This window comes from Rahnella bruchi, assembly GCF_003614975.1.
Lineage (GTDB): Bacteria > Pseudomonadota > Gammaproteobacteria > Enterobacterales > Enterobacteriaceae > Rahnella > Rahnella bruchi.
The window spans coordinates 141,564-167,441 of sequence record NZ_QZWI01000006.1 but is presented as its reverse complement, the minus strand read 5'-3'; the positions used below and the strand labels follow the sequence as shown (position 1 = coordinate 167,441).

Sequence of the window (25,878 nt, the reverse complement as noted above, 5' to 3'; positions counted from 1 at the left end):
GCAAAAGAAAGGCGAAAATATTTGTTAATAATTCAGCAGGCTGAGAATGCTCCTAAATTACCCGCTGAACTTATATGGGAATTTTCACATTCGATTATCAGAACCGGTAAGCCCCATTATTCGTTCATTTTAAACGCGCTGCTGCCAAGGGGAGCGACGGGCAATCAGGATGAATACCCGTCAGGGATTTATTTTCGGCTCAGACGGCCACGACGGAACAGGTTACGACGGATACGGGTCAGCCCTGCTTTCGGTTTCCTGGGCTCATCAAGACAGGCCAGTACCAGTTCCAGCACGCGTTCAGCCACATCGCGGTGACGCTGTGCCACCGCCAGAACCGGACATTCGAGGAAATCGAGCAGCTCGTTATCGCCAAATGTGGCAATCACCAGATCGACCGGCAAACGCCCTTCCGTTTTCAACGTAACGTCCATCACGCCCTGCAAGAGTTGGAATGAGGTCGTAAATAACGCCTGCGGCATCGGATTGGTTTTCAGCCATTCGGCAAAAACGACAGCGGCCGATTCGCGATCGTACGCATTCGCATACAAATATTTTGGCTGACGGGGATCTTCAGCCCAGGCCTGACGGAATCCCTGTTCGCGCAGGAAGCTCACTGATAACTCCGGCAGTGCGCCAAGATAGAGTACCGATTCAGCCGGGAAAGTCCGCAACTCCTGCGCCAGCATCAGTGCGTCATCCTGATCGGCCCCGACCACGCTGATGAAATGCTCAGGATCAAGGGCGCGGTCGAGCGCAATGATCGGAAAATCATCGTTAGCCCAGCGCTGATAGAATGGGTGTTCCGGCGGCAAAGACGTGGAGATAATGATGGCATCAACCTGACGTTGCAGAAGGTGTTCAATGCAGCGCATTTCATTATCAGGCTGATCTTCAGAGCAAGCGATCAACAGCTGATAACCGCGCTGCCGGGCCTGACGCTCAAGGAAATTGGCAATTTTAGTATAGCTGGTGTTTTCCAGATCAGGGATCACCAGACCAATAGAGCGGGTACGTCCAGCGCGCAAACCTGCTGCCACCGCGTTCGGGTGATAGTTATGTTCCTTCACGACAGCCATGACTTTCTCGACTGTCTTATCGCTGACACGATACTGTTTCGCCTTGCCATTAATCACATAACTGGCAGTGGTACGCGAAACGCCCGCTAACCTCGCGATCTCATCCAGCTTCACTGAGCAAACCCCTTAATAAAGATAATGCTTTATCTAACCGCAGAAGCCCCTGCCGGGCAAGGTGTTTTACCGAATCGCTTCACCTGACCTGCAAAAAAGAAAGCCCGACGTCAACGTCGGGCTTTCAGTGAGCAGACAAATGTTACATCTTGCTGATTATTTACGCTTTAACGCATGATTTTATCGCCACGCGAAACACCGACTACGCCGGAGCGTGCCACTTCGACAATTTCAGCCACATCACGAATGCTGGCTAAAAAGGCGTCAAGTTTGTCACTGGTCCCTGCAAGCTGAACGGTGTAAAGCGTTGCCGTGACATCCACAATCTGCCCGCGGAAAATCTCGGTGGAACGTTTCACTTCTTCGCGGCCATAACCGGATGCCTGTACCTTCACCAGCATGATTTCACGCTCAACATGAGCGCCCTGCACCAGTTCAGTCACACGCAGCACGTCGACCAGCTTGTGCAGCTGCTTTTCGATTTGCTCAAGCACCTTGGCATCACCGACGGTCTGAATGGTCATGCGCGACAGGGTAGGATCGTCCGTCGGTGCTACGGTCAGGCTCTCAATGTTGTAGCCACGCTGAGAGAAAAGGCCGACTACGCGGGACAACGCGCCCGATTCGTTTTCCAGTAATACTGATAAAATCCGGCGCATGATCAGGTCCTCTCCGTTTTGCTTAACCACATTTCGTCCATCGCACCGCCACGGATGTGCATCGGGTAAACGTGTTCTGTTTCATCTATGCTGATATCCACAAATACCAGACGATTTTTCTGTTCCAGCGCCAGCGCCAGTTTGCTTTCCAGCTCATCCGGCGTGCGGATAGCAATACCCACGTGGCCGTAAGCTTCAGCCAGTTTCACAAAATCAGGCAGCGATTGCATATAGGACTGGGAATGGCGGCCAGAGTAAATCATATCCTGCCATTGCTTCACCATGCCGAGGTAACCGTTGTTCAGGTTCACCACGATCACCGGTAAATCGTATTGCAGCGCAGTCGACAGTTCCTGAATGTTCATCTGAATACTGCCGTCACCGGTTACGCAAATCACCGTTTCATCAGGCAGACCGAGTTTCACACCCAGCGCGGCAGGCAGGCCAAAGCCCATCGTGCCCAGACCGCCGGAGTTGATCCAGTGGCGCGGTTTGTCGAATTTGTAATACAGCGCAGCAAACATCTGATGCTGGCCGACGTCGGACGTCACATAGGCATCGCCTTTGGTCAGACGGTGCAATGTTTCGATAACCGCCTGAGGCTTGATGGTGCCGGTATTTTTGTCATAGCTCAGGCATTCACGCCCGCGCCAGTTTTCAATATTTTGCCACCAGTCGCGCAGCGCATCGAATTCCTGCTTCTCATCGCTTTGCGCCAGCAGTTCCAGCATCTGAACCAACGTTTGTTTCGCGTCGCCGACAATCGGGATATCCGCATTCACGGTTTTGGATATTGACGTCGGGTCGATATCGATGTGCATAACCGTCGCATTCGGGCAGTATTTCGCCAGATTGTTTGTAGTACGGTCGTCGAAACGGACACCCACGCCGAAAATCAAATCCGCGTTATGCATCGCCATATTGGCTTCATAAGTGCCGTGCATACCCAGCATACCCAGACTTTGACGATGAGTGCCAGGGAAAGCGCCAAGCCCCATCAGGGAACTGGTCACCGGCAGGTTCAGTTTCTCTGCCAGCTGGAGCAACTCAGCATCACACTCAGAATTAATCGCGCCACCGCCGACGTAAAGCACCGGTTTTTTAGCCGCCAGTAAGGTTTGCACGGCGCGTTTCATTTGCCCGCGATGACCTTGCACCGTCGGGTTGTAGGAGCGCATCGCAACCTGTTCAGGATAAGCGTAAGGCAGTTTGATCTGCGGATTTACCACGTCTTTTGGCAAGTCGACCACTACCGGACCAGGACGGCCGGTAGACGCCAGATAAAACGCTTTTTTCAGTACAGTCGGAATATCTTCCGCGCGTTTTACCAGAAAACTGTGTTTCACCACCGGGCGGGAGATCCCCACCATGTCGCATTCCTGGAACGCGTCATAACCAATGAGTGAACTGTGAACCTGGCCTGATAGCACCACCAGCGGAATGGAATCCATATAAGCCGTGGCAATACCGGTGATAGCATTGGTTGCGCCGGGACCGGAAGTCACCAGCACCACGCCCACGTCACCCGTGGCGCGCGCATAACCGTCAGCCATATGAACAGCACCCTGTTCATGTCTCACCAGCACATGATCTATCCCACCGACCGTATGCAGGGCATCATAGATATCCAACACCGCTCCGCCGGGATAACCGAATACGTGCTTAACGCCCTGGTCGATTAACGACCGGACGACCATCTCGGCTCCTGACAACATCTCCATGGTTTTGCCTCCAGGCTTTTTGCTTCTTCTATAGGATGACTTTTTATTTCAGCTAGCTGTTCTATCAGGCAACGACTTACGGGTAAATCGCTGAATTTTAGGACTTTCTATCGGGATTTAGAAACCCTGCTGTTCTTATTGGCGTTCATGAATCTAACTCAGTACCTTAGCGTCAGAATCTGAGTCAGGCAAACGCCAAAAAGGGTCAGGAAATGTCGTTATATCGGCTCGCACTGCCTTCATTCTTCTGTCCGACACAAAACACTGCCTGAGCGTAACAACCAGTCAGAAATATCAGGAAGGCCCGAAAAATTACAGTATTAAATTATGTCCGTGACTGACATAAAGATGAGGATGAACCGGCAAACATATGTTCGCCGGTGATTGTGCGGGGAAAACGGGAAAACAGTTCGGGAAGGAATTACTCGCGATACAGCTGGTCGATTTCTTTCTGGTAACGGCTGAAAATAATCTTGCGCCGCAACTTGAGCGTCGGCGTCAGCTCGCCGTCTTCCATCGTGAAGGGCTTGGTCAGCAGCACAAATTTTTTCACCTGCTCAAAACCGGCCAGTTCGTGCTGTACCTCACGAAGCTGATGCGCAAAAAGTGAAAGAATTTGCTCGTTTTTAACCAGCCCGGTGCGGTTGAGATAATCGATATGGTGATGCTGCGCGTAAGCATTGAGCACATCAAAATCAGGAACAATCAGCGCCGAAACAAAGTGACGCTCATCGGCGATAACCGCCGCCTGCTCAATGTAACGATCCTGTACCAGCGTGCCTTCGATGCGCTGCGGCGCGATGTATTTGCCGCCCGAGGTTTTCATCAGATCCTTCAGGCGTTCGGTGATAAACACATTGCCTTCTGCATCCATTTTCCCGGCATCGCCGGTTTTAAACCAGCCATCAGCCGTAAAACTGGCCGCCGTTTCCTCGGGCTTATTGAAATAACCGCGCAGCAATGTCGGGCCACGAACCTGGATCTCGTTCTCTTCGCCAATACGCACTTCAATCTCGGGCAACGCCGTACCGACTGAACCGAAGCGGAAATCATTCTCTTCCCAACAGGTGACGGTCGCGCACGTTTCGGTCAGGCCATAACCGTATTTGATTTTCAAACCGAGCGATTCGAAAAACAGAATGACATTGTCGTCCAGGCTGGCGCCCGCTGCCGGCAGAAAGCGTAAATTTCCGCCCAGCAGATTGCGCAGTTTTTTCAGCACCAGCTTATCGGCGATAAAGTGCGACACCAAAAGCCAGAAGGGATAACGCGCTTTACGACGCTCAGTCAGAAACTTCTCTTTACCCTGTGCAACCGCCCAATGGAACAATCGTTTTTTGATGGTTCCGGCGCGGGCCACTTTGTCGTGAATGGCGCTGAAGACTTTTTCATAGAAACGCGGAACGGCGCACATCACCGTCGGTTTAACAGCCTGTAACGCATCGCGCACCAGATCGGTTTCACGCAGGAAAACGTTCTGCGCACCGCTGTGCATGACGAAGAAACTCCAGGCGCGTTCAAAAACATGAGCCAACGGCAGGAAGCATAACGAAACATCACGGTCAGAAATGCTCAGGCGCTTCTCATGCTGCTTAAGCTGCGTCGCCATACTGACGTAATCCAGCATCACCCCTTTTGCCTCCCCCGTTGTTCCCGAGGTATAAATCAGCGTGAAGAGATCACTGAGTTGGCAGGCGTTAACCCGCGCCTCTCGTTCAGCCGCCAGAACGAGATCCTGAGGAACAATGCCTGAAACGTGCCGGGCAATGGGTACACCACGTAAATCAACATCGTTATCGAGCACAAAAATATGCTTCAGCTGCGGGCACAATTCACGCAACGCCACCGCCGCATCGTACTGACTCTGTCCGACAACAAACAAAATACGGATATCAGCGTCATTAAGCACATAGGCTGACTGCGCGGGCGTATTGGTCGCATACACGGGTACAGTGACAGCGCGTAACTGCAAAATCGCCAGATCTGTCATCGCCCAGGCGATGGAGTTATTCCCGCAAATGGCGATGCGCTCCTGAACACCTACGTTTTCCTGCAGTAAAATGTCGGACAGCGCATCGACTTTTTCCCCAAGCTCCCGCCAGGTGAGTGCGCTTTCTGCCACAGGCGACCATTCACGGAATGCGATATTTTCAGCACGGCTGATGACTTGCTGGCGAAAACGGGTGATCAGATGGTAGTCATTTAAGGTTGGATTCATTGAGCGTCTATACCGGCGTCCAGCGCAATCAGATAAAGGAGGGAGCTGACTGCATTGCTCTGTTACAAAGATTTAACGCAGTCTACCGGCAAACATTGCACGGTGAAATCAAATTGTAGAAGCAGAAATGCTCTTTTGGAAAAGCGGGAAGGGGATTTTAGAAATGAAAAAAACCTGCGTGGCTTTAACGAGGAGAAAAAACCATGCAGGATAAAAAACTACAAAGAAAACCATAACCAGCCATTTTTACTGTTGAGCGAAGCTCAGTAAAAATGGGATATATCAGCGCCCCCTTCTACAAGGAGAGAATGCATTGGCTTAATAACGACTTCATCCACATATTGCCTTTATCCTTACTGGAAGATTCGTGCCATGACAGATAGCAAGTCAGGCTATTCTTCATCCAGGGTAAAGGGATAACAGACAGATTTAATATTCCGGCGCTCGCTTGTGCCATCCAGCGCGGCACCAGCGCGACCATATCGGTTTTCGAAACAATTTCCATTACGCTGGAAAGATCTGTTCCCTGATAAGCAATCAGCGAATGCATTTCAGGGTCATCATAATAAGGTGAGCTGAATGAATAAAAACGGTCCAGCATCATTACCGCGTGCTTTTCTTTCAGATATTTCTCATCTGACATATACGGACTGATACGAGGGTGTTTTTGCGCAGCAACCAGGACCAGTTCATCATTAAATAACGCCTCATTACAAAAATCCGGGCGATCAAATTTACGATAGCTGATCATGAATTCAATATCCTGATAACGTAACTGGTGCTCTATATTGTCATTCACAATTGTTTGCAATTTAATGCTGACATCAGTCGATAAATTTTCGACCGCATTCAAAACATGTGAAGTCAGTCGTTTATCCAGCGGACTGCAAATCGCCACATTGAACTCACGAATACTCACGTTAGGATCGAAACCGGCTCCAGGGAGTTCGTTCATCACCAGTTGCAGAGCCTGCCGGATGGGGCCAAATAACTGGCGCGCACGCATGGTTGGCTGGATCCCGCGACCAAAGCGGACAAATAAATCATCATTGAACATGATTTTTAACCGGGCAACGGCATTACTCACCGCAGGTTGGGACATTCCCAACATATTGGCCGCACGAGTAATATTTTGTAATTGCATAACAGCATCAAATACCGTTAACAAATTCAAATCAACATTGCGAAGATGCGTATCCGCTTCCGCAGGTTTAGTTTGATTATCTGTGGTCAGATCAGACATTACATTTCCCATTCAAGATACCTCAACCTGCTTAAGACTGATTATCTTTAATTATTTGTTTTATTTAAAATGGCACCGGAATGAATTCTGACATACAGAAGACCGGCGGATAAACTCGGTACTTTAATGCGTTCTTAATTTCGGAAAGAAATTGGTTCTCATTTCCAATAATCAGAAAGTTAAATGCTATCTTCATTTCGCTAGGGTGAAACTGATGATATAGAACAATAAAATGTTTATAGAAACAACATGCGAAAAATGAATAATAAGTTAAGCCGCGCTAAATCATTCTCAACTTATTGTAATAAATAGCTTATTCCTCCTTACCTAGAAAGTTAATATCCATTTTTGGACTAATTTTTTCTCTTTACATCCTTCAGATGAGCAAAAATCTTCATTCCGGATACATTTAGCAAAGTAGTGTTTAATGCTAAATGAGATCAACTATCATTATTGCAATTTCCTGTTATTTCCACACAGTGAAGGTTGACATGCCGCGCACATTCCCGTATCACTTTAAGCACTGTTTGAACGAAGTCCGTTCTGACCACTCCATTACGAGAAGCTGAAAACACATGTTCATGATTACCCGTCTCCTAGGCCTACTACTCAACGCAGAAAATTTGCGCGGTAAGCCAGTGGGCGAAAATCAAAACTGATTTCAACTTCCACAGACAATAAACCCGCGCCGATGCGCGGGTTTTTTTTTACCTCCGCAGGGCGCGAAAATAAAAGCAGACAAGGAACAACCCATGAGCGAGCAAGTCATTATTTTCGATACCACGCTGCGTGACGGTGAACAGGCGTTACAGGCCAGCCTGAGTGTTAAAGAGAAGATTCAAATTGCAATGGCGCTGGAAAGAATGGGCGTTGACGTGATGGAAGTCGGTTTCCCTGTCTCGTCTCCCGGCGATTTCGAGTCTGTACAAACTATTGCGCGTCAGATTAAAAACAGCCGTGTTTGCGGTCTGGCTCGTTGCGTGGACGGTGATATCGACGCCGCTGCCGAGGCTTTACGCGTCGCAGAAGCTTTCCGCATCCACGTATTTCTGGCCACCTCTACCTTGCACATTGAATCCAAACTGAAGCGTTCGTTTGATCAGGTGCTGGAGATGGCAACGCATTCTGTGAAGCGTGCCCGTAACTATACCGATGACGTAGAATTCTCCTGCGAAGATGCCGGTCGTACACCGCTGGATAACCTGTGCCGCGTCGTTGAAGCCGCGATTAAAGCCGGGGCGACCACCATCAATATTCCTGACACCGTCGGTTACACCACCCCGGTTCAGTTCGGTGGCATCATCACGAATCTGTATGAACGTGTGCCTAACATTGATAAAGCGATTATTTCCGTTCACTGCCATGACGATTTGGGCATGGCAGTCGGTAACTCCATCGCCGCCATTCAGGCCGGTGCGCGACAGGTTGAAGGGACGCTGAACGGTATCGGCGAACGCGCCGGGAATACTGCCCTGGAAGAAGTGATCATGGCGATCCGCACCCGCAGCGACTACATGAACGTTCACACCAACATCAACCATAAAGAAATTTACCGCACCAGCCAGATTGTCAGCCAGATTACCAACATGCCGATCCCGGGCAATAAAGCGATTGTCGGCTCTAACGCCTTCGCACACTCCTCCGGTATTCATCAGGATGGCGTGCTGAAAAACCGCGAAAACTACGAAATCATGACCCCGGAATCTATCGGCCTGAATCAGGTGCAACTGAACCTGACTTCCCGCTCTGGTCGTGCTGCCGTTAAGCATCGTATGGAAGAAATGGGCTACAAAGAAGCCGATTACAACCTGGATCATCTGTATGCCGCTTTCCTGAAGCTGGCCGACAAAAAAGGGCAAGTTTTCGACTACGATTTAGAAGCACTGGTCTTCATTAATAAGCAGCAGGAAGAGCCTGAATTCTACCGTCTGGATAATTTCAGCGTGCAGTCCGGCTCCAAAATTACCGCTACTGCGTCAGTCAATCTGTCCTGCGGCGAAGAAATCATTACTGAAGCCGCCACCGGCAACGGTCCGGTTGATGCTGTGTATCAGGCCATCAACCGCATTACCGGCTATCAGATTGAACTGGTGAAATACCAGCTGAGCGCGAAAGGCCAGGGCCGTGATGCACTGGGTCAGGTGGACGTGGTCGTCTCCTTCAATGGTCGCCGTTTCCACGGTGTCGGTCTGGCGACGGACATCGTTGAATCTTCCGCGAAAGCGATGGTGCACGTACTGAATAACATCTGGCGCAGCAAACAAGTTGAGATCGAAAAACAACGTTTGCAGCAGGCAGGTCAGCAACACAACAACATTCAAAATAATCAGGAAACGGTGTGAACATGAGCAAGACCCATCATATTGCCGTCTTACCCGGAGACGGAATTGGCCCGGAAGTTATGGCCCAGGCATATAAAGTTCTGGAAGCAGTTCGTCAGCGTTTTGGCCTGAAGATCAGCACCAGCGAATACGATGTGGGTGGCGCAGCCATCGACAAACACGGCAGCCCGTTGCCGGAAGCGACCGTCGCCGGTTGCGAACAAGCTGATGCGATTCTGTTCGGCTCCGTCGGTGGCCCGAAATGGGAACATTTGCCGCCAAACGATCAGCCTGAGCGTGGCGCATTACTGCCACTGCGCAAACATTTTAAACTGTTCAGCAATCTGCGCCCTGCCCGTCTGTATCAGGGTCTGGAAGAATTCTGTCCGCTGCGTGCCGATATCGCCGCAAAAGGTTTCGATATTCTGTGCGTGCGCGAACTGACAGGCGGCATTTATTTCGGTCAGCCTAAAGGCCGCGAAGGTCAGGGCGCACATGAAAAAGCTTTTGATACCGAAGTGTATTACCGCTTTGAGATCGAACGTATCGCCCGTATCGCCTTTGAATCTGCGCGCAAACGCCGCAGCAAAGTGACGTCCATCGATAAAGCGAACGTCTTGCAGACCTCTATTATGTGGCGCGAAGTGGTTAACGAAATCGCCAAAGATTATCCTGATGTCAGCCTGAGTCACATGTACATCGATAACGCGACCATGCAGCTGATTAAAGATCCGTCCCAGTTTGACGTGCTGCTGTGTTCCAACCTGTTTGGCGACATCCTGTCCGACGAATGTGCGATGATCACCGGTTCGATGGGCATGTTGCCTTCTGCCAGCATGAACGAACAGGCATTTGGTCTGTTCGAACCTGCGGGTGGCTCTGCACCGGATATCGCTGGTAAAAACATCGCTAACCCAATTGCACAAATCCTGTCTGCCGCGCTGTTGCTGCGTTACAGCTTGGGTGCAGATGACGCGGCCAATGCCATTGAGCACGCCGTCAATAAAGTACTGGAAGCTGGCCATCGTACCGGCGATTTGGCTAACGGCCAGCAGGCACTGGGCACCAGTGAAATGGGCGATATCATTGCCCGCTTTGTGAAAGAAGGGGCATAACATGGCCAAGACTCTGTATCAAAAATTGTTTGATGCGCATGTGGTTTATGAAGCGCAAAACGAAACGCCATTGTTATACATCGACCGCCACCTGGTTCATGAAGTGACATCTCCGCAGGCATTCGACGGTCTGCGCGCGATGGGCCGTCAGGTGCGTCAGCCGGGTAAAACCTTTGCGACCATGGATCACAACGTATCCACACAAACCAAAGACATCAATGCGAGCGGCGAAATGGCGCGCATCCAGATGCAGGAATTAATCAAAAACTGTGCGGAATTCGGCGTGCAGTTGTATGACCTGAACCACCCGTATCAGGGCATTGTTCACGTCATCGGCCCTGAGCAGGGCATGACGTTGCCGGGTATGACCATTGTGTGCGGCGATTCCCATACCGCCACACACGGTGCGTTTGGTTCATTGGCCTTCGGTATTGGTACTTCAGAAGTGGAACACGTTCTGGCGACGCAAACCCTGAAACAGGGTCGTGCCAAAACGATGAAAATCGAAGTGACCGGCGATGCACCTGTGGGTATCACGGCGAAAGATATCGTTCTGGCGATCATAGGTAAAACCGGCAGTGCTGGTGGTACCGGTCACGTTGTAGAATTCTGCGGTAAAGCCATTGAGGCGCTGAGCATGGAAGGTCGTATGACTCTGTGCAACATGGCGATCGAAATGGGTGCGAAAGCCGGTCTGGTGGCTCCTGATGAAACCACATTTGCTTATCTGAAAGGCCGTCAGTTTGCGCCTAAAGATCAGAACTGGGACGAAGCAGTCGAATACTGGAAAACCCTGAAAACCGAAGATGGCGCGAAGTTTGACAGTATTGTCACGCTGGACGCGTCTGAAATCGCACCACAGGTCACCTGGGGTACCAATCCGGGTCAGGTAATGGCGGTGAATCAGACCATCCCAAATCCGGCCTCATTTGCGGATCCGGTAGAACGTGCGTCCGCTGAAAAAGCGCTGGCGTATATGGATTTGCAACCGGGCATTAAACTGACTGACGTCGCGATTGATAAAGTCTTTATCGGTTCCTGCACCAACTCCCGCATCGAAGATTTACGCGCTGCGGCAGCGATTGCCAAAGGCCGTAAAGTGGCGACCGGCGTGCAGGCGATTGTGGTTCCGGGGTCAGGCCCGGTAAAAGCGCAGGCGGAAGAAGAAGGTCTGGATAAGATCTTCATCGAAGCCGGTTTCGAATGGCGCCTGCCAGGCTGCTCGATGTGTCTGGCGATGAACAACGACCGTCTGGAACCGGGCGAGCGTTGCGCGTCCACCAGCAACCGTAACTTCGAAGGGCGTCAGGGCCGTGGCGGCCGTACCCATCTGGTCAGCCCGGCGATGGCGGCTGCGGCTGCGGTCACCGGCCGTTTCGCTGACATCCGTGAACTGAACTGAGGAAAACACCATGGCTAAATTTACCCAACACATCGGTCTGGTGGTTCCGCTGGATGCAGCTAACGTCGATACCGATGCCATTATCCCGAAACAGTTTTTGCAGAAAGTCACCCGCACCGGTTTCGGTCAGCATCTGTTTAACGACTGGCGTTTTCTGGACGATGCCGGTCAGGAACCTAACCCTGATTTCGTGCTGAATAAGCCGCGCTACAAAGGCGCGAGCATTTTACTGGCACGCGAAAACTTCGGTTGCGGCTCATCCCGTGAACATGCGCCGTGGGCGCTGACTGATTACGGTTTCCACGCCGTTATCGCGCCAAGCTTTGCCGATATCTTTTACGGCAACTCGTTCAACAATCAGTTACTGCCCATCACTCTGAGCGAAGCAGAAGTCGATGAATTGTTCGAGCTGGTGAAAAATAACGAAGGCATTCAGTTTGAAGTAGATCTGGAAGCGCAAACCGTCAAAGCCGGCGAGAAAAGCTATCCTTTCGTCATCGACAACTTCCGTCGTCATTGCATGATCAACGGCCTGGACAGCATCGGCCTGACCCTGCAACATGAAGGGAACATTTCCAGCTACGAGAAAAATCAGCCTGCTTTCATGGAGTGATTTCTGAGCTGTGAGCATAAAAAAACCCGCGGAATTCGCGGGTTTTTCTTTATCAAAATCAGATCAGACGTCTTTCACTTTATACATCAAACCCAGCGCCACAACCGCCAGCACGGTTGCCGCCCAGTACACCGGATAATGCCCGAAGTTTTCCACGATAAAGCCCTGTAACAGGCCTGCGCAAATCACACCGGTGGAGATACTGTTGGTGAACAGCGTGGTCGCTGAACCCGCCCTTCCCGGCATCAGATCCTGAAAATACAGCATCCCTATCCCGGCCACGATCCCGATGAAAATCGCGTTAAACAGTTGCAGGATCATCAGCGCCGCCTTGAACTGAAACGCCACCAGCCCGGCATAGAAAACGACACCACTCGCCACGGCATACAGCATCAGTTTGCGTTTACCGGTACGTTTCACCAGATAGCCCGCCAGCAACATCGCCGGAATTTCCAGCCCGGCGGCCGTCCCCATCAGCAGCCCTGCCAGCCCTTCCGGCAGGCCTAAATCACTGGTGATGTAGAGCGGCATATCAATGACATACATGATATTGCAGGTCCACATCAGCAGTGAAGAAAAGAACAGAAAACGCACATCTTTATTGCGCCAGGCGCTAACCGGCACCACTTTTTCATCCAACGGTTGTTCGAGGCGCGGCACAGACGGCAGGAAAAAGAAGATCATTAATATACTGCCGACAAACACCGCGGCGGCACTCAGATACATCGGCGTAAAGCCATAATTCAGCGCCAGCATAAAAGACAGCGGCGGGCCGAGCACCCAGGCCAGCGAGAGCATCGCACGCATCATCGAGCTGAACATCACCACTTCACTGGCAGAGCGATCCGCATGTTCACGGGCGAGTGCAAACAGCTGAGGCATCGACGCATTCCCTATCGCCGCCAGCAGCACACCGACGGTGATCAGCACCAGATAATCGCGACTGAAGGCAAACACCAGACTGTTGCCGAGCGCCATCAGGCAGCAAAACATCAGCAATTTGCGCCGGTCGCCTTTGTTATCCGAGCGGTTGGCCAGCAGGAAGCTGATCGCAATCCCGGCGATGGCGTTAACGGTATAAAAGAACCCCACCCACAGCGGACGGACTTTCACTTCGTTGGTCAGAAACAGACTGAGTGTCGGCGCCTGTAATGCGCCCGCCACGCCGCACAGCAAGGAGACCACCAGAAAGGTGACATAAATACGATTAAAACGAGGTTTTGGCATGACGTCGTCCCTGAGAAATGAAAGCAGATAGAGCAAGACAGACAGTGTAGCGAAGTTTCAGGCGGTTCTGGAAAATGAGCATAAAAAAACCAGTGAGTCGCCCCACTGGCTGGTGAAATTACACCATTACTCAGAAAATCGAATTTGTCCGGCACGTTGTGAAAATGATTACAGACGCTGGCGATATTCTTTTTCATCCACTGAATCGATATCCCACTGCGTGAGACGGGACAGAATATCCAGACGGTATTGCACAGGAACCCAGGACAGCCAGTCTGCATGATTTTTAGAGGCGTTCCTTTTGATAACTTCAAAGTAACGCTGATAGAAACGGGCATTCAGATTGCGTTTCATGCTGACCTCCGGTCGTTCACAACAAGCTTTCGTTGAGAAACAGTATCAGCGTAATATGAGGAAAGATAAATTGATGAAAACTGCCCACGGAGCTCCTCTTTTATGTCCTCGTCCCGTTTGCAACAACAGTTCATCCGCCTGTGGCAAAGCTGTCACGGTGAAGAAACCGAAACCACGTTACTGGCACTGTCGGAAGTTCTGAACTGCTCGCGAAGGCATATGCGATCCTTGCTCAGCACCATGCAGGAAAAGGGCTGGCTGATGTGGGATGCACAAGCCGGACGGGGGAAGCGATCGACCCTGAAATTTCTATATACCGGGCTGGCACTCCAGCAGCAGCGCGCCGAAGAGCTGCTGGAACAGGACCATATCGACCAGCTGGTGCAGCTGGTTGGCGACAAAACCATGGTGCGCCAGATGCTGCTCTCACAGCTGGGACGCAGCTTTCGCCAGGGCAAGCATATCCTGCGCGTTCTGTATTACCGCCCTCTTTTTAACCTGCTTCCCGGCACGATGCTGCGCCGGTCAGAAACCCATATTGCACGGCAAATTTTTAGCGGACTGACGCGCATAAATGAGGAAAATGGGGAAGCAGAAGGCGATTTAGCCCATCACTGGCAGGAAATTTCAGCGCTGCACTGGCGTTTCTATCTGCGTCCGGCCATTCATTTTCATCACGGGCGTGAGCTGGAGATGGCGGACATTATTGCCACTTTTACCCGGCTCAAAACGCATCCGCTTTTCGGTAACCTGTTATCGGTGGTATCGCCGACACCGAATGTCATTGATGTTCATCTGACGTCCCCCGACCACTGGCTGCCCTGGCTGCTGGGCAATGTCCACGCCATGATCCTGCCGCAGGAGTGGCAATCGCTGCCTGATTTTGCCCGCCATCCGGTAGGCACAGGTCCTTATGCGGTGGTGCGTAATCTGAAAACACAGCTGCGCATCCGCGCCTTTGACGATTACTTTGGCTTTCGGGCATTGATAGACGAAGTGAATATCTGGGTGTTACCGGAGCTGAGTGAAGAACTGGTGCATTCCGGCGTTCAGCTACAGGCTGATGAGTCCGGCAAAAGCGAACTGGAAAGCCGCCTCGAGGAAGGCTGTTATTTTCTTTTATTTGACCAACGTTCGCCGGTCGGCCAAAACAATGAAACCCGCCAGTGGCTGTGCGATTTACTCAATCCGATCGCCCTGCTCAACGCCGCCGAGCCGGTATATCAGCGCTACTGGTCTCCTGCCTATGGACTGCTGCCCCGCTGGCATCATATAGACCCGCAACCGCGCCCGGCAAAACCGGCAGGACTCAGCCAGGTGACGCTGACATTTTACGGCGAGCACTCCGAGCATGAGGCCATATGTAACACGCTGCGTCCGCTGATGGTGTCAGAGGGCATTGAGCTGATTGTTCAGATTGTTGACTATGCCGCCTGGCATCGCGGTGACGCGCAAAGTGACCTGTGGCTGGGGAGCGCCAATTTCACCCTGCCGCTGGAATTTTCCCTGTTTGCTCATTTTTATGAGCTGCCTCTGGCCAGACATTGCTTTAGCGATGAAATCAGCGAGGACGCTGCGCTTTGGCAGGAAGGGAAATTCTCGATGGCAAAATGGGGACAGAAACAAATCCACACTCATCAGATTCACCCGCTGTTCCATCACTGGTTAGTCTTACAGGGGCAACGCAGTATGCGCGGCGTGCGCATGAACACCCTCGGCTGGTTCGACTTTAAATCCGCCTGGTTTGCGCCACCGGACAGTTAATCGGACTATCGCATCGCGCCGTTAATCTCTAGAATGACATCCGTTCTCAACGGGGTGCCCGACTTGTTTAAGCAGCGATGTAAACGCCGCGTGCAAGTTTGGCTGAGATTTAGACTCGTCGAACCTGATCCGGTTGATACCGGCGGAGGGATTTGAGACTGCGCGATGCTTACTCAAAATCCTTTGCCCTTTCATTTTTTTGGAGCGCAAAGTTGAAAAAATTATTGTCCTGCCTGCTGTTACTTTCTGCACCTGCATTTGCTGCAAAACCTGTTCTGACGGTTTACACCTATGACTCTTTCTCTGCGGACTGGGGTCCCGGTCCGGCGATCAAAAAAGCCTTTGAAGCCCAGTGCGGCTGCGAGCTGAAATATGTCGCGCTGGAAGATGGCGTGTCTTTGCTTAACCGTCTGCGAATGGAAGGTAAAAACAGCAAAGCAGACGTCGTGCTGGGGCTGGACAACAACCTGTTGCAGGCTGCCGAACAAACCGGTTTATTCGCCAAAGCGCCGAAAACCGATGCCAAACTGACCGTGCCTGGCGGCTGGGATAACACCACTTTCGTGCCTTATGATTACGGTTATTTCGCCTTCGTCTATGACAAAAACAAACTGAAGAATCCGCCAAAAAGCCTCGATGAGCTGATCAACAGCGATCAAAACTGGAAAGTCATTTATGAGGATCCGCGTACCAGCACGCCGGGTCTGGGCCTGATGTTGTGGATGCAAAAAGTCTATGGCGATAAAGCACCACAGGCGTGGGAAAAACTGGCCAAGAAAACCGTGACTGTCACTAAAGGATGGAGTGAGGCTTACGGTTTATTCCTGAAAGGAGAAAGCGATCTGGTGCTGAGCTACACCACTTCTCCGGCGTACCACATCGTTGAAGAGAAGAAAAATAACTATGCCGCCGCTGACTTCACCGAAGGTCACTATATGCAGGTCGAAGTGGCAGGACAGCTGGCTAACAGCAAGCAACCAAAACTGGCCGAAGAATTCATGAAATTCGTCACCACCGAAGATTTCCAGAAAGTGATCCCAGCCGGCAACTGGATGTATCCGGTGGTGAACACACCGCTGCCTGACGCCTTTAAACAGCTGACCGTACCGGCGAAATCGCTGCAATACAGCGCGCAGGATGTCGCCACTCACCGCAGCCAGTGGATCCAGGCATGGCAGAACGCCGTCAGCCGTTGATCCCGCGCTGGTTGTGGCCGGGCGCAATTGCCTCGCTGCTGATGCTGCTGGTCGCGGCGCTGGCGTTAGGCTCACTCTGGCGTCATGCGCCAGAGATGAGCGGTGCCTCGCTGTGGCAGGATCCGTATCTCTGGCATGTGATCCGCTTTACCTTCTGGCAGGCGCTGCTTTCGGCACTCTGCTCGGTGCTGCCCGCCATCTGGCTTGCCCGCGCGCTGTTTCGTCGCCGCTTCCCAGGCCGTCAGCTGTTATTACGCTTGTGCGCAATGACGCTGGTTCTGCCGGTTCTGGTGGCGGTATTCGGCATTCTCAGCGTATACGGCAGACAGGGCTGGCTGGCGCAGATTTTAGGCTGGCTGGGCGTAAATTATCGTTTCTCGCCTTATGGTTTACAGGGCATTTTACTGGCCCACGTATTTTTCAATCTGCCACTGGCGACACGTCTGTTAGTGCAGGCGCTGGAAAATATCGCCGTCGAGCAGCGCCAGTTGGCTGCGCAGCTCGGGATGAATACCTGGCAGCAATTCCGCTTTGTGGAATGGCCTGCCCTCCGCCGTCAGATTTTCCCCGCTGCGGCCTTGATCTTCATGCTGTGTTTCGCCAGTTTCGCCACAGTGCTTTCGCTGGGCGGCGGACCGCAGGCCACCACCATTGAACTGGCGATTTATCAGGCGCTGAGTTACGACTACGATTTAAGCCGTGCGGCCACGCTGGCACTCGTCCAGCTGTTTTGTTGTCTGGCGCTGGTGTTGCTCAGTCAGAAACTCAGCCAGGCGCTGCCGGTCGGTCAGACACATTCTCAGCGCTGGCGAAATCCCGACGACTCCCTGCCGCGTCGTATTGGCGATGCGGTATTAATTGGTCTGGCATTGCTGCTGATCCTGCCGCCGTTACTCGCCGTGATGACTGACGGTATCAACCGGGCTGCGGTCGGTGTTTTGCAACAACCGCAGCTCTGGCAGGCGTTATGGACATCCGTGCGGATTGTATTGGGCAGCGGCGTATTGTGTGTGCTGCTGACGATGATGTTGCTATGGAGCAGCCGTGAACTGCGTTTGCGTCAGCGAAACGGCTGGGCACAGGCGATGGATCTCAGCGGCATGCTGATCCTTGCGATGCCCGGCATCGTGCTGGCCACCGGCTTTTTCCTGCTGCTCGGCGACACCACCGGATTGCCGCAATCGCCCTGGCCGTTGGTCATCATGACCAACGCGCTGATGGCGGTACCTTACGCGTTGAAGGTGCTGGATAACCCGATGCGCGACGTGGCGGAACGTTATAATCCGTTGTGTATTTCACTGGATATGCGCGGCTGGCAGCGGCTGCGCTGGGTGGAACTGAGCGCGCTGAAACGCCCGATTGCACAAGCGCTGGCGTTTGCCTGCGTGCTTTCACTGGGGGATTTTGGTGTCATCGCATTGTTCGGTAACGAGAACTTCCGCACCCTGCCGTTTTATTTGTATCAGCAGATCGGTTCCTATCGCAGCCAGGACGGTGCGGTAACGGCGCTGCTATTACTGCTGTTATGTTTCCTGTTATTCACCCTGATTGAGAAATTGCCGGGCCGCCATGCTGACGCTGAGTAAACTGACGTACCTGTACGAACATCTGCCGATGCGCTTCGATTTAAAGATTGAAGCCGGTGAGCGCGTGGCAATCCTTGGCCCGAGCGGCGCGGGGAAAAGTACCCTGCTTAGCCTGGTGGCGGGTTTTCTGGCACCGGTCAGCGGACAGATCTGGCTCGATGGTGCAGATCACAGTGCCACGGCTCCGGCCAAGCGTCCGGTGTCGATGCTGTTTCAGGAAAACAATCTGTTCTCGCATCTGACCGTTCGCCAGAACATGGGGCTGGGATTACATCCGGGGCTGAAACTTAGCGTGCAGCAAAAGCTGGAACTGGAAGAGATCGCCCAACAGGTCGGGCTGAGTGATTGCCTTGACCGCCTGCCGTCACAGCTTTCCGGCGGCCAGCGTCAGCGTGTCGCACTGGCACGCTGTCTGTTACGCAGTCAGCCAGTTTTACTGCTCGATGAGCCCTTTTCAGCGCTCGATCCGGCACTGCGCAGTGAGATGCTGACGTTACTGGATAAGATTTGCGTGCAGCGTAATCTCACGCTGCTGATGGTGTCACATAATCTGGACGATGCAGCACGGATTGCGCCGCGAACATTGCTGATTGTCGATGGCCGGATTTTCTACGACGGGCCGACTCAGGCGCTGGCCGACGGCAGTGCGCCGGAGGCCAGAGTATTGGGGATAGAGGTGTCAGAACCCGTCGTTTCTGAAAGTCCGCCGGAAATCAGCGGGTAATCACTTTCCAGAGTAAATGACCGTAAACCGGCAGCATCGGCTGCTGGTTCAGCATCACGAAACTGGCAATCGTCGCCAGCAGACTCAGAATACAAATCACGCGCAAACGCGGTAAAGGCAGCCATTTGGTCAGGGCGTCGGACGACCCTTTTCCGGCCCGGAACCAACGCCACGCCAGCCACGCCGTCAGCCAGATAAGCGCCACACAGAGCAATAACAGCCATTTAAAGACCGCGCTGTTGTGCCCTGCCGGAATATCAATCGCCACACCCGCCAGAATACCGGGCAGGAAATACACCGGAGGCCAGCAAATACAGCCGATGATGTTCGGGGGAGCAAATTTGTAAGGCGGCAGATTCAGCATACCCGCGACCATCGGCACCAGCGGGCGCGTCGGGCCGATAAAGCGCCCGATGATCACAGTGGCGAAGCTGTGTCTGTCCAGCGCGTAACCGGTTTTATCTAGCAATGACTGATAACGCTTGAGGAAACGCCACCGGTGCAGCGGTTCCTTGAAACCGCGGCCAATGAAATACGAAGCCCAGTCCCCAAGAAAACAGCCAATACCCGCCGCCAGCCACGCTTCGTATAACCCCACCTGACCGCTGCCGATCAGCGTGCCGAGCGTTGCCATCATCACCGTACCAGGCAGGATCAGTCCGACCAGCGCCAGCGACTCGAAGAAAGCCACCACAGCGACAATAATTAATGCGAAGCCCACCGACTGAGCGACCAGATGTTGTAGATAGGCTTCCATAAATTCCCAGAATTCAGTTACGCCTACGCCAATTGCGTAGAAAAATGAGACAAGTGTGAGTTTTCTGCATTCTCATTGTAGTAAATACATCAAGCGGCTGAATTGTCAGCGCATGAACTATTGCAGTCAACCGTGTAATTGTATGCGTATTTGGCAAAAACCTGAGACGTAGACAAAGACTGTATAAATAACCATACTCTGTCTTTGTATTTCATCTTTTATTTCACCTGTTCCGAGGCGCTTATTAACGCAAATTCCGTACCCTCACCTGCCCGAACCACTGACACGGCGCCGCGTCAGGGATTTGTGCTGACCCGCCACTGGCGCGACACGCCGCGGGGTACGGAGGTGGATTTATGGCTGGCAACAGACGACGGCCCGCAAAAAGTGCGCCTGCCGTTGCAGGAGTCGGTGGCGTTTATTCCCGCCGAACAGCGGCCACAGGCGGAGCGTATTCTCGCGGACGAAAAAAATATCAGTCTGCGTCCGCTTCCTTTGCAGGATTTCCATTCCCGTGCCGTTCTGGGCCTGTACTGCCCGCAACACCGGCAGTTGATGCGGATAGAAAAACTGCTGAAAGAAAACGGGGTTAATGTTTTCGAAGCGGATATCCGGCCACCGGAACGTTTCCTGATGGAACGCTACATCACCGCGCCGGTCTGGTTTAGCGGTAAAACCGCTTCAGATAAGTTGCTGCTCGACACCAAAATGAAGCCGGCGGAGGACTACCGTCCGCCACTGAAACTGTGTTCGCTGGATATAGAAACCAGCGGCAATGGCGAGTTGTATTGCATCGGGCTGGAAGGCTGCGGGCAGCGCCACGTTTATATGCTTGGCCCGCCCAACGGCGACCCTGACGCAGAGTTCGATTTCAATCTGGTTTACGTCGACAGCCGCCCGCAGTTGCTGGAAAAACTCAATGAGTGGCTGGCAGCTTACGATCCCGATGCCATTATTGGCTGGAGCGTGGTGCAGTTCGACCTGCGGGTTTTGCAAAAACACGCTGACCGCTACAAAATCCCGCTGAAATTCGGACGCGGCGGCGGCGAACTGGAATGGCGTGAGCACGGGTTTAAACAGGGACACTTTTTCGCTGCCGCCGCCGGTCGCCTGATCATTGACGGCATAGAAGCACTGAAATCCGCATTCTGGAACTTCAACTCTTTCAGTCTGGAATTCGTTTCGCAAAGTTTATTGGGCGAAGGCAAAGCCAGCGACAATCCTTATCAGCGGCTGGCCGAAATCGAGCAGCGTTTTCGTGAAGATAAACCGATGCTGGCACGCTATAACCTGAAAGACTGCGAGCTGGTGACGCGGATTTTTGCCAAAACCGAGCTGATGCCCTTTTTGCTCGAACGCGCCTCAGTGACAGGTCTTGCGGTAGATCGCAGCGGCGGTTCCGTCGCGGCGTTTACCCACCTTTATTTGCCCCGCATGCACCGCGCCGGTTACGTTGCGCCGAATCTTGGCGAATTGCAGGGCGAAATGAGCCCCGGCGGTTTTGTGATGGATTCGCGCCCCGGTTTGTATGATTCCGTGCTGGTGCTCGATTATAAAAGTCTGTATCCGTCGATTATCCGCACCTTTCTGATCGACCCGGTCGGGCTGGTCGCCGGACTGCAACAACCGGACGACGAACATTCGGTGCCGGGTTACCGCAATGCCCGCTTCTCGCGGGAAAAACATTGTCTGCCGGAAATTGTCCGCCAGATCTGGATGGGGCGCGAGGAAGCCAAAAAGCAAAAAAATAAACCGCTCTCACAGGCGCTGAAAATCATCATGAATGCCTTTTATGGCGTACTCGGCTCCAGCGGATGTCGTTTTTTTGATCCGCGTCTTGCGTCTTCGATCACGCTTCGTGGGCACGACATCATGCGCCAGACTCGCGAGCTGATTGAAGCCGAAGGCTATCAGGTGATTTACGGTGATACCGATTCCACTTTTGTCTGGCTGAACAAAGCCCATTCTCAGGAAGACGCCAGCGCGATTGGCCGCCATCTGGTTGAAAAGGTGAATGTCTGGTGGAAAGCACATCTGCAACAGGAATACGGACTGGAAAGCGCGCTGGAACTGGAATTTGAAACGCACTATCAGCGCTTTCTGATGCCTACCATCCGGGGTTCGGAAACCGGCAGCAAAAAACGTTACGCCGGACTGGTGAATGACGCCGAGGGCGAGCACATCGTTTATAAAGGACTGGAAACCGTACGCACCGACTGGACGCCACTGGCGCAGGAGTTCCAGCAGGAACTGTATCAGCGTATTTTCCACCGTAAGCCGTATCAGGATTACGTCCGCGATTATGTCGCGTGCACGCTCGGCGGTGAATTCGATGACAAACTGGTGTATCGCAAACGCCTGCGCCGAAAACTGAGTGACTACGAAAAAAATGTCCCGCCGCATGTTCGTGCGGCGAGGCTGGCTGATGACTATAATGTTCAGCATGGGCGCGCAAAGCAGTACCAGAACGGTGGCTGGATAAGTTATGTGATGACCACTTCCGGGCCTGAGCCGCTGGAGAACCGCCAGTCCCCCATCGATTACGATCATTACATAGAACGTCAGCTGGAGCCGGTTGCCGACGGTATTTTGCCTTTTCTGCACGATGACTTTGCTACACTGATTACAGGCCAGATGGGATTATTCTAAGCAAAAAAAGAATTGCTCTTTGATTCGCAGGTGACGAAAGGCTTACCTTCCTTTACCATAGCGCCCTTTCCCATTTCTGAAACATCCTCACACAGCGAACTATTCCGCGCCATCTGGCGGGGAAAGAAAACTATTGCCCGAGAAAGTTCGCGGGCTGAACAAGCATTGCGCAGTCGCCGTATATAGTGCAAACAACACAGAGAGAGATTATGCCGTTTACATTGGGTCAACGCTGGATAAGCGATACGGAAAGCGAATTAGGATTAGGGACCGTAGTAGCACTGGACGTGCGCATGGTTACTCTGCTTTTCCCCGCCACCGGTGAAAACCGTTTGTATGCCCGAAATGATTCCCCGATCACCCGTGTGATGTTCAATCCCGGTGACACCATCAGCAGTCATGAAGGCTGGCAGTTACAGGTTGAAGAAGTCGTTGAAGACAAAGGTCTGCTGACTTACATCGGCATCCGTCTGGACACCGAAGAAACCGGCGTCGCGATGCGTGAAGTGCTGCTCGACAGCAAGCTGACGTTCAGTAAACCACAGGACCGTCTGTTTGCCGGTCAGATTGATCGTATGGATCGCTTCGCTCTGCGTTTCCGTGCCCGTAAATATCAGCGCGAGCAGTTCCGCTTGGAATTCGGCGGCCTGCGCGGTATGCGTGCCAGCCTGATCCCGCACCAGTTGCACATCGCTTACGAAGTCGGTCAGCGCCATGCGCCGCGCGTTTTACTGGCCGATGAAGTGGGTCTGGGTAAAACCATTGAAGCGGGGATGATCATCCATCAGCAACTGCTTTCTGGCCGTGCCGAGCGCGTGCTGATCGTGGTGCCGGAAACACTGCAACACCAGTGGCTGGTGGAAATGCTGCGCCGTTTCAACCTGCGCTTCTCTCTGTTTGATGATGACCGTTACGCCGAATCCGTGCATGAGGCGACCAATCCATTTGATACCGAACAGCTGGTGATCTGCTCTCTGGACTTCGTGCGCCGCAATAAATCCCGTCTTGAGCAGTTGTCCGATGCGTCATGGGACATGCTGGTGGTCGATGAAGCGCACCACCTGGTGTGGAGCGAAGACGCGCCGAGCCGTGAATATCAGGTTATCGAGCAGCTTTCCCAGCAGATCCCGAGCGTTCTGTTGCTGACGGCAACGCCGGAACAGCTGGGTCAGGAGAGCCACTTTGCACGTCTGCGCCTGCTGGATCCGGATCGTTTCCATGATTACGAAGAATTTATCGAAGAACAGCAGCAATATCAGCCGGTGGCTGATGCCGTCACGCTGTTACTCAACAAAGAACCGCTGACGCCAGAAGCACTGGCTCTGCTGGGTGAAAGTGTTGGCAACGCCGATACCGATGCTCTGCTGACCGCCGCCAATAAAGGTGATGAAGCGGCGGCGAAACAGCTGGTTTCCATGCTGATGGACCGCCACGGCACCAGCCGCGTGTTGTTCCGTAACACCCGTAACGGTGTGAAAGGTTTCCCTGATCGTCATCTGCATGCGGTGAAACTGCCTCTGCCGACGCAGTATCAGACTGCGATTAAAGTTTCGGGCATTATGGGCGCGAAGAAAACCGCTGAAGCCCGTGCGCACGACATGCTGTATCCGGAGCAAATTTATCAGGAATTCGAAGGCGAGAACGCCACCTGGTGGAACTTTGATCCGCGCGTCGAATGGCTGCTCGGTTATCTGACCGCCAACCGCGACGAGAAAGTGCTGGTGATCTGCGCCAAAGCCGCCACTGCCTTACAGCTGGAGCAGGTTCTGCGTGAGCGCGAAGCGATCCGTGCCGCCGTGTTCCACGAAGGTTTGTCGATCATTGAACGTGACCGCGCCGCCGCTTACTTTGCATCTCAGGAAGAAGGCGCGCAGGTTCTGCTGTGTTCTGAAATCGGCTCCGAAGGCCGTAACTTCCAGTTCGCCAGCAAAATGGTGATGTTCGATCTGCCGTTTAATCCGGATCTTCTGGAACAGCGTATTGGTCGTCTGGATCGTATCGGTCAGCAAAATAATATCGACATTATGGTGCCTTACCTCGAACAGACCGCTCAGTCGGTGCTGGTTCGCTGGTTCCATGAAGGTCTGGACGCGTTCGAACACACCTGCCCGACCGGCCGTACCATTTATGACAGCGCCTACGAACAGCTGATTGCGTTTCTGGCGACGCCTGCCGAGCAGGCTGGTCTGGACGAGTTCATCCTTGAATGCCGCGCAAAACATGACGAGCTGAAAGAAAAGCTGGAAAATGGCCGCGACCGCCTGTTGGAGATGCATTCCAACGGAGGCGAGCGCGCGCAGCAACTGGCGAAAGAAATCGGCGAGCAGGATAACGATGTAAACCTGGTGAACTTTGCGCTGAACCTGTTTGATATCGTCGGCATTAATCAGGACGATCGCAGCGATAATCTGATCGTGCTGACGCCGTCAGATCACATGCTGGTGCCGGATTTCCCAGGTCTGCCGGAAGACGGCTGTACCGTGACGTTTGATCGTGAACAGGCACTGTCCCGTGAAGATACACAGTTTATCAGCTGGGAACATCCGATCGTGCGTAACGGCCTGGATCTGATCCTTTCCGGCGATACCGGCAGTTGTGCGGTGTCGATCCTGAAAAACAAATCGCTGCCGGTCGGTACGTTACTGGCTGAACTGGTTTACGTGGTGGAATGTCAGGCGCCGAAACATCTGCAACTGACCCGTTTCCTGCCACCGACACCGGTGCGTATGTTGATGGATCGCAAAGGCACCAACCTGGCGGCTCAGGTAGAATTTGAAAGCTTCAACCGTCAGCTGAACGCCATCAACCGTCATAACTCCAGCAAACTGGTGAATGCGGTGCAGCAGGACGTCCACGCCATGCTGCAACAGGCCGAAGCAGAAATCGCTGAGCAGGCACGCGCGCTGATTGAAGCGGCGAAAGTCGAAGCCGACGAGCAACTGACTCAGGAACTGGATCGCCTGAAAGCGCTGAAAGAAGTAAACCCAAACATTCGTGATGACGAACTGGAATCGGTAGACTCTAACCGTAAGCAGGTGCTGGCGAATCTGAACGATGCCAGCTGGCGTCTGGATGCTATCCGCCTTGTGGTGGTCAGCCATCAGTAAGCCCGACGGGATGCAGCCAGTCTGCATCC

18 protein-coding genes and 1 riboswitch are annotated in these 25,878 nt (G+C 52.8%); of the genes, 10 read left to right on the top strand and 8 right to left on the bottom strand.

The annotated features are described in order from the left end of the window. Nucleotides 1–188 precede the first annotated feature (188 nt). The 5 genes from cra to leuO all read right to left on the bottom strand — a co-directional run bounded on the left by cra (nucleotide 189) and on the right by leuO (nucleotide 7,034). Nucleotides 189–1,193 (bottom strand): catabolite repressor/activator, encoded by a 1,005-nt coding sequence (cra, locus tag D5398_RS13235; protein WP_120508052.1) that lies wholly within the window; start codon nucleotides 1,191–1,193, stop codon nucleotides 189–191. Nucleotides 1,194–1,360: 167 nt separating this feature from the next. Then, entirely contained in the window at nucleotides 1,361–1,852 is a 492-nt protein-coding gene (gene ilvN / locus D5398_RS13230) for an acetolactate synthase small subunit (protein ID WP_013577020.1), read from the bottom strand. A gap of 2 nt (nucleotides 1,853–1,854) precedes the next feature. Continuing rightward, nucleotides 1,855–3,573, bottom strand: a complete 1,719-nt coding sequence (ilvI, locus tag D5398_RS13225) for an acetolactate synthase 3 large subunit (protein ID WP_120508051.1) — start codon at nucleotides 3,571–3,573, stop codon at nucleotides 1,855–1,857. 421 nt (nucleotides 3,574–3,994) lie between these two features. Then, nucleotides 3,995–5,791, bottom strand: a complete 1,797-nt coding sequence (locus tag D5398_RS13220) for an AMP-dependent synthetase/ligase (RefSeq protein ID WP_120508050.1) — start codon at nucleotides 5,789–5,791, stop codon at nucleotides 3,995–3,997. Between the two features lie 295 nt (nucleotides 5,792–6,086). Continuing rightward, entirely contained in the window at nucleotides 6,087–7,034 is a 948-nt protein-coding gene (gene leuO, locus D5398_RS13215; RefSeq protein ID WP_120508049.1) for a transcriptional regulator LeuO, read from the bottom strand. A 752-nt stretch (nucleotides 7,035–7,786) separates the two neighbouring features. On the opposite strand from leuO, the gene leuA reads away from it, so the two are divergent. From leuA to leuD, 4 genes are read left to right on the top strand one after another with little or no spacing between them, the layout of a single operon-like run. Continuing rightward, nucleotides 7,787–9,376 carry a 2-isopropylmalate synthase gene (leuA, locus tag D5398_RS13205; RefSeq protein WP_120508048.1) on the top strand — a complete coding sequence of 530 codons (1,590 nt, stop codon included), beginning with the start codon at nucleotides 7,787–7,789 and terminating at the stop codon, nucleotides 9,374–9,376. A 2-nt stretch (nucleotides 9,377–9,378) separates the two neighbouring features. Then, a complete protein-coding gene (leuB, locus tag D5398_RS13200; RefSeq protein WP_120508047.1) occupies nucleotides 9,379–10,470 on the top strand; it encodes a 3-isopropylmalate dehydrogenase in 1,092 nt (363 codons plus the stop codon). A gap of 1 nt (nucleotide 10,471) precedes the next feature. After that, entirely contained in the window at nucleotides 10,472–11,872 is a 1,401-nt protein-coding gene (gene leuC, locus D5398_RS13195; protein WP_120508046.1) for a 3-isopropylmalate dehydratase large subunit, read from the top strand. Nucleotides 11,873–11,882: 10 nt separating this feature from the next. Further along, nucleotides 11,883–12,485 carry a 3-isopropylmalate dehydratase small subunit gene (gene leuD, locus D5398_RS13190; RefSeq protein WP_120508045.1) on the top strand — a complete coding sequence of 201 codons (603 nt, stop codon included), beginning with the start codon at nucleotides 11,883–11,885 and terminating at the stop codon, nucleotides 12,483–12,485. A 63-nt stretch (nucleotides 12,486–12,548) separates the two neighbouring features. On the opposite strand, the gene D5398_RS13185 is transcribed toward leuD, so the two are convergent. Both D5398_RS13185 and sgrT read right to left on the bottom strand, forming a co-directional pair. Continuing rightward, a complete protein-coding gene (locus D5398_RS13185) occupies nucleotides 12,549–13,712 on the bottom strand; it encodes an MFS transporter (RefSeq protein ID WP_120508044.1) in 1,164 nt (387 codons plus the stop codon). Nucleotides 13,713–13,880: 168 nt separating this feature from the next. Then, nucleotides 13,881–14,066: a glucose uptake inhibitor SgrT gene (gene sgrT, locus D5398_RS13180; protein ID WP_120508043.1), complete on the bottom strand. Its 186-nt coding sequence runs from the start codon at nucleotides 14,064–14,066 to the stop codon at nucleotides 13,881–13,883. A gap of 102 nt (nucleotides 14,067–14,168) precedes the next feature. Here sgrT and sgrR point away from each other — a divergent pair, with 102 nt between their 5' ends. The 4 genes from sgrR (at nucleotide 14,169) to thiQ (ending at nucleotide 19,336) form a co-directional block, all read left to right on the top strand. Further along, nucleotides 14,169–15,830, top strand: a complete 1,662-nt coding sequence (gene sgrR, locus D5398_RS13175; RefSeq protein WP_120508042.1) for an HTH-type transcriptional regulator SgrR — start codon at nucleotides 14,169–14,171, stop codon at nucleotides 15,828–15,830. A gap of 40 nt (nucleotides 15,831–15,870) precedes the next feature. Then, a riboswitch (TPP riboswitch) is annotated at nucleotides 15,871–15,999 on the top strand. A 43-nt stretch (nucleotides 16,000–16,042) separates the two neighbouring features. After that, complete coding sequence (thiB, locus tag D5398_RS13170) at nucleotides 16,043–17,026, top strand: thiamine ABC transporter substrate binding subunit (RefSeq protein ID WP_120508041.1); 984 nt, start codon at nucleotides 16,043–16,045, stop codon at nucleotides 17,024–17,026. Beyond that, a complete protein-coding gene (gene thiP, locus D5398_RS13165) occupies nucleotides 17,002–18,612 on the top strand; it encodes a thiamine/thiamine pyrophosphate ABC transporter permease ThiP (protein WP_120508040.1) in 1,611 nt (536 codons plus the stop codon). Before thiB ends, thiP begins: the two co-directional genes overlap by 25 nt. Next, on the top strand, nucleotides 18,596–19,336 hold the full coding sequence (gene thiQ, locus D5398_RS13160) for a thiamine ABC transporter ATP-binding protein ThiQ (protein ID WP_120508039.1): 741 nt from the start codon (nucleotides 18,596–18,598) through the stop codon (nucleotides 19,334–19,336). Before thiP ends, thiQ begins: the two co-directional genes overlap by 17 nt. On the opposite strand, the gene D5398_RS13155 is transcribed toward thiQ, so the two are convergent. After that, nucleotides 19,326–20,093 (bottom strand): DedA family protein, encoded by a 768-nt coding sequence (locus tag D5398_RS13155; protein WP_120508038.1) that lies wholly within the window; start codon nucleotides 20,091–20,093, stop codon nucleotides 19,326–19,328. The two genes, thiQ and D5398_RS13155, sit on opposite strands and share 11 nt — an antisense overlap. 243 nt (nucleotides 20,094–20,336) lie before the next feature. Between D5398_RS13155 and D5398_RS13150 the strand changes: the two genes are divergently transcribed. Both D5398_RS13150 and rapA read left to right on the top strand, forming a co-directional pair. Then, entirely contained in the window at nucleotides 20,337–22,742 is a 2,406-nt protein-coding gene (locus D5398_RS13150; protein WP_120508086.1) for a DNA polymerase II, read from the top strand. Between the two features lie 209 nt (nucleotides 22,743–22,951). Further along, on the top strand, nucleotides 22,952–25,849 hold the full coding sequence (gene rapA / locus D5398_RS13145) for an RNA polymerase-associated protein RapA (RefSeq protein WP_120508037.1): 2,898 nt from the start codon (nucleotides 22,952–22,954) through the stop codon (nucleotides 25,847–25,849). The last annotated feature ends 29 nt before the right edge of the window (nucleotides 25,850–25,878 follow it).

What these genes read in the sequence shown, in the direction of transcription:
- ilvN (WP_013577020.1), bottom strand. Translation starts at nt 1,852, where the DNA reads ATGCGCCGGATTTTATCAGTATTACTGGAAAACGAATCGGGCGCGTTG.
- ilvI (WP_120508051.1), bottom strand. Translation starts at nt 3,573, where the DNA reads ATGGAGATGTTGTCAGGAGCCGAGATGGTCGTCCGGTCGTTAATCGAC.
- D5398_RS13220 (WP_120508050.1), bottom strand. Translation starts at nt 5,791, where the DNA reads ATGAATCCAACCTTAAATGACTACCATCTGATCACCCGTTTTCGCCAG.
- leuO (WP_120508049.1), bottom strand. Translation starts at nt 7,034, where the DNA reads ATGTCTGATCTGACCACAGATAATCAAACTAAACCTGCGGAAGCGGAT.
- leuA (WP_120508048.1), top strand. Translation starts at nt 7,787, where the DNA reads ATGAGCGAGCAAGTCATTATTTTCGATACCACGCTGCGTGACGGTGAA.
- leuB (WP_120508047.1), top strand. Translation starts at nt 9,379, where the DNA reads ATGAGCAAGACCCATCATATTGCCGTCTTACCCGGAGACGGAATTGGC.
- leuC (WP_120508046.1), top strand. Translation starts at nt 10,472, where the DNA reads ATGGCCAAGACTCTGTATCAAAAATTGTTTGATGCGCATGTGGTTTAT.
- leuD (WP_120508045.1), top strand. Translation starts at nt 11,883, where the DNA reads ATGGCTAAATTTACCCAACACATCGGTCTGGTGGTTCCGCTGGATGCA.
- D5398_RS13185 (WP_120508044.1), bottom strand. Translation starts at nt 13,712, where the DNA reads ATGCCAAAACCTCGTTTTAATCGTATTTATGTCACCTTTCTGGTGGTC.
- sgrT (WP_120508043.1), bottom strand. Translation starts at nt 14,066, where the DNA reads ATGAAACGCAATCTGAATGCCCGTTTCTATCAGCGTTACTTTGAAGTT.
- sgrR (WP_120508042.1), top strand. Translation starts at nt 14,169, where the DNA reads ATGTCCTCGTCCCGTTTGCAACAACAGTTCATCCGCCTGTGGCAAAGC.
- thiP (WP_120508040.1), top strand. Translation starts at nt 17,002, where the DNA reads ATGGCAGAACGCCGTCAGCCGTTGATCCCGCGCTGGTTGTGGCCGGGC.
- thiQ (WP_120508039.1), top strand. Translation starts at nt 18,596, where the DNA reads ATGCTGACGCTGAGTAAACTGACGTACCTGTACGAACATCTGCCGATG.
- D5398_RS13155 (WP_120508038.1), bottom strand. Translation starts at nt 20,093, where the DNA reads ATGGAAGCCTATCTACAACATCTGGTCGCTCAGTCGGTGGGCTTCGCA.
- rapA (WP_120508037.1), top strand. Translation starts at nt 22,952, where the DNA reads ATGCCGTTTACATTGGGTCAACGCTGGATAAGCGATACGGAAAGCGAA.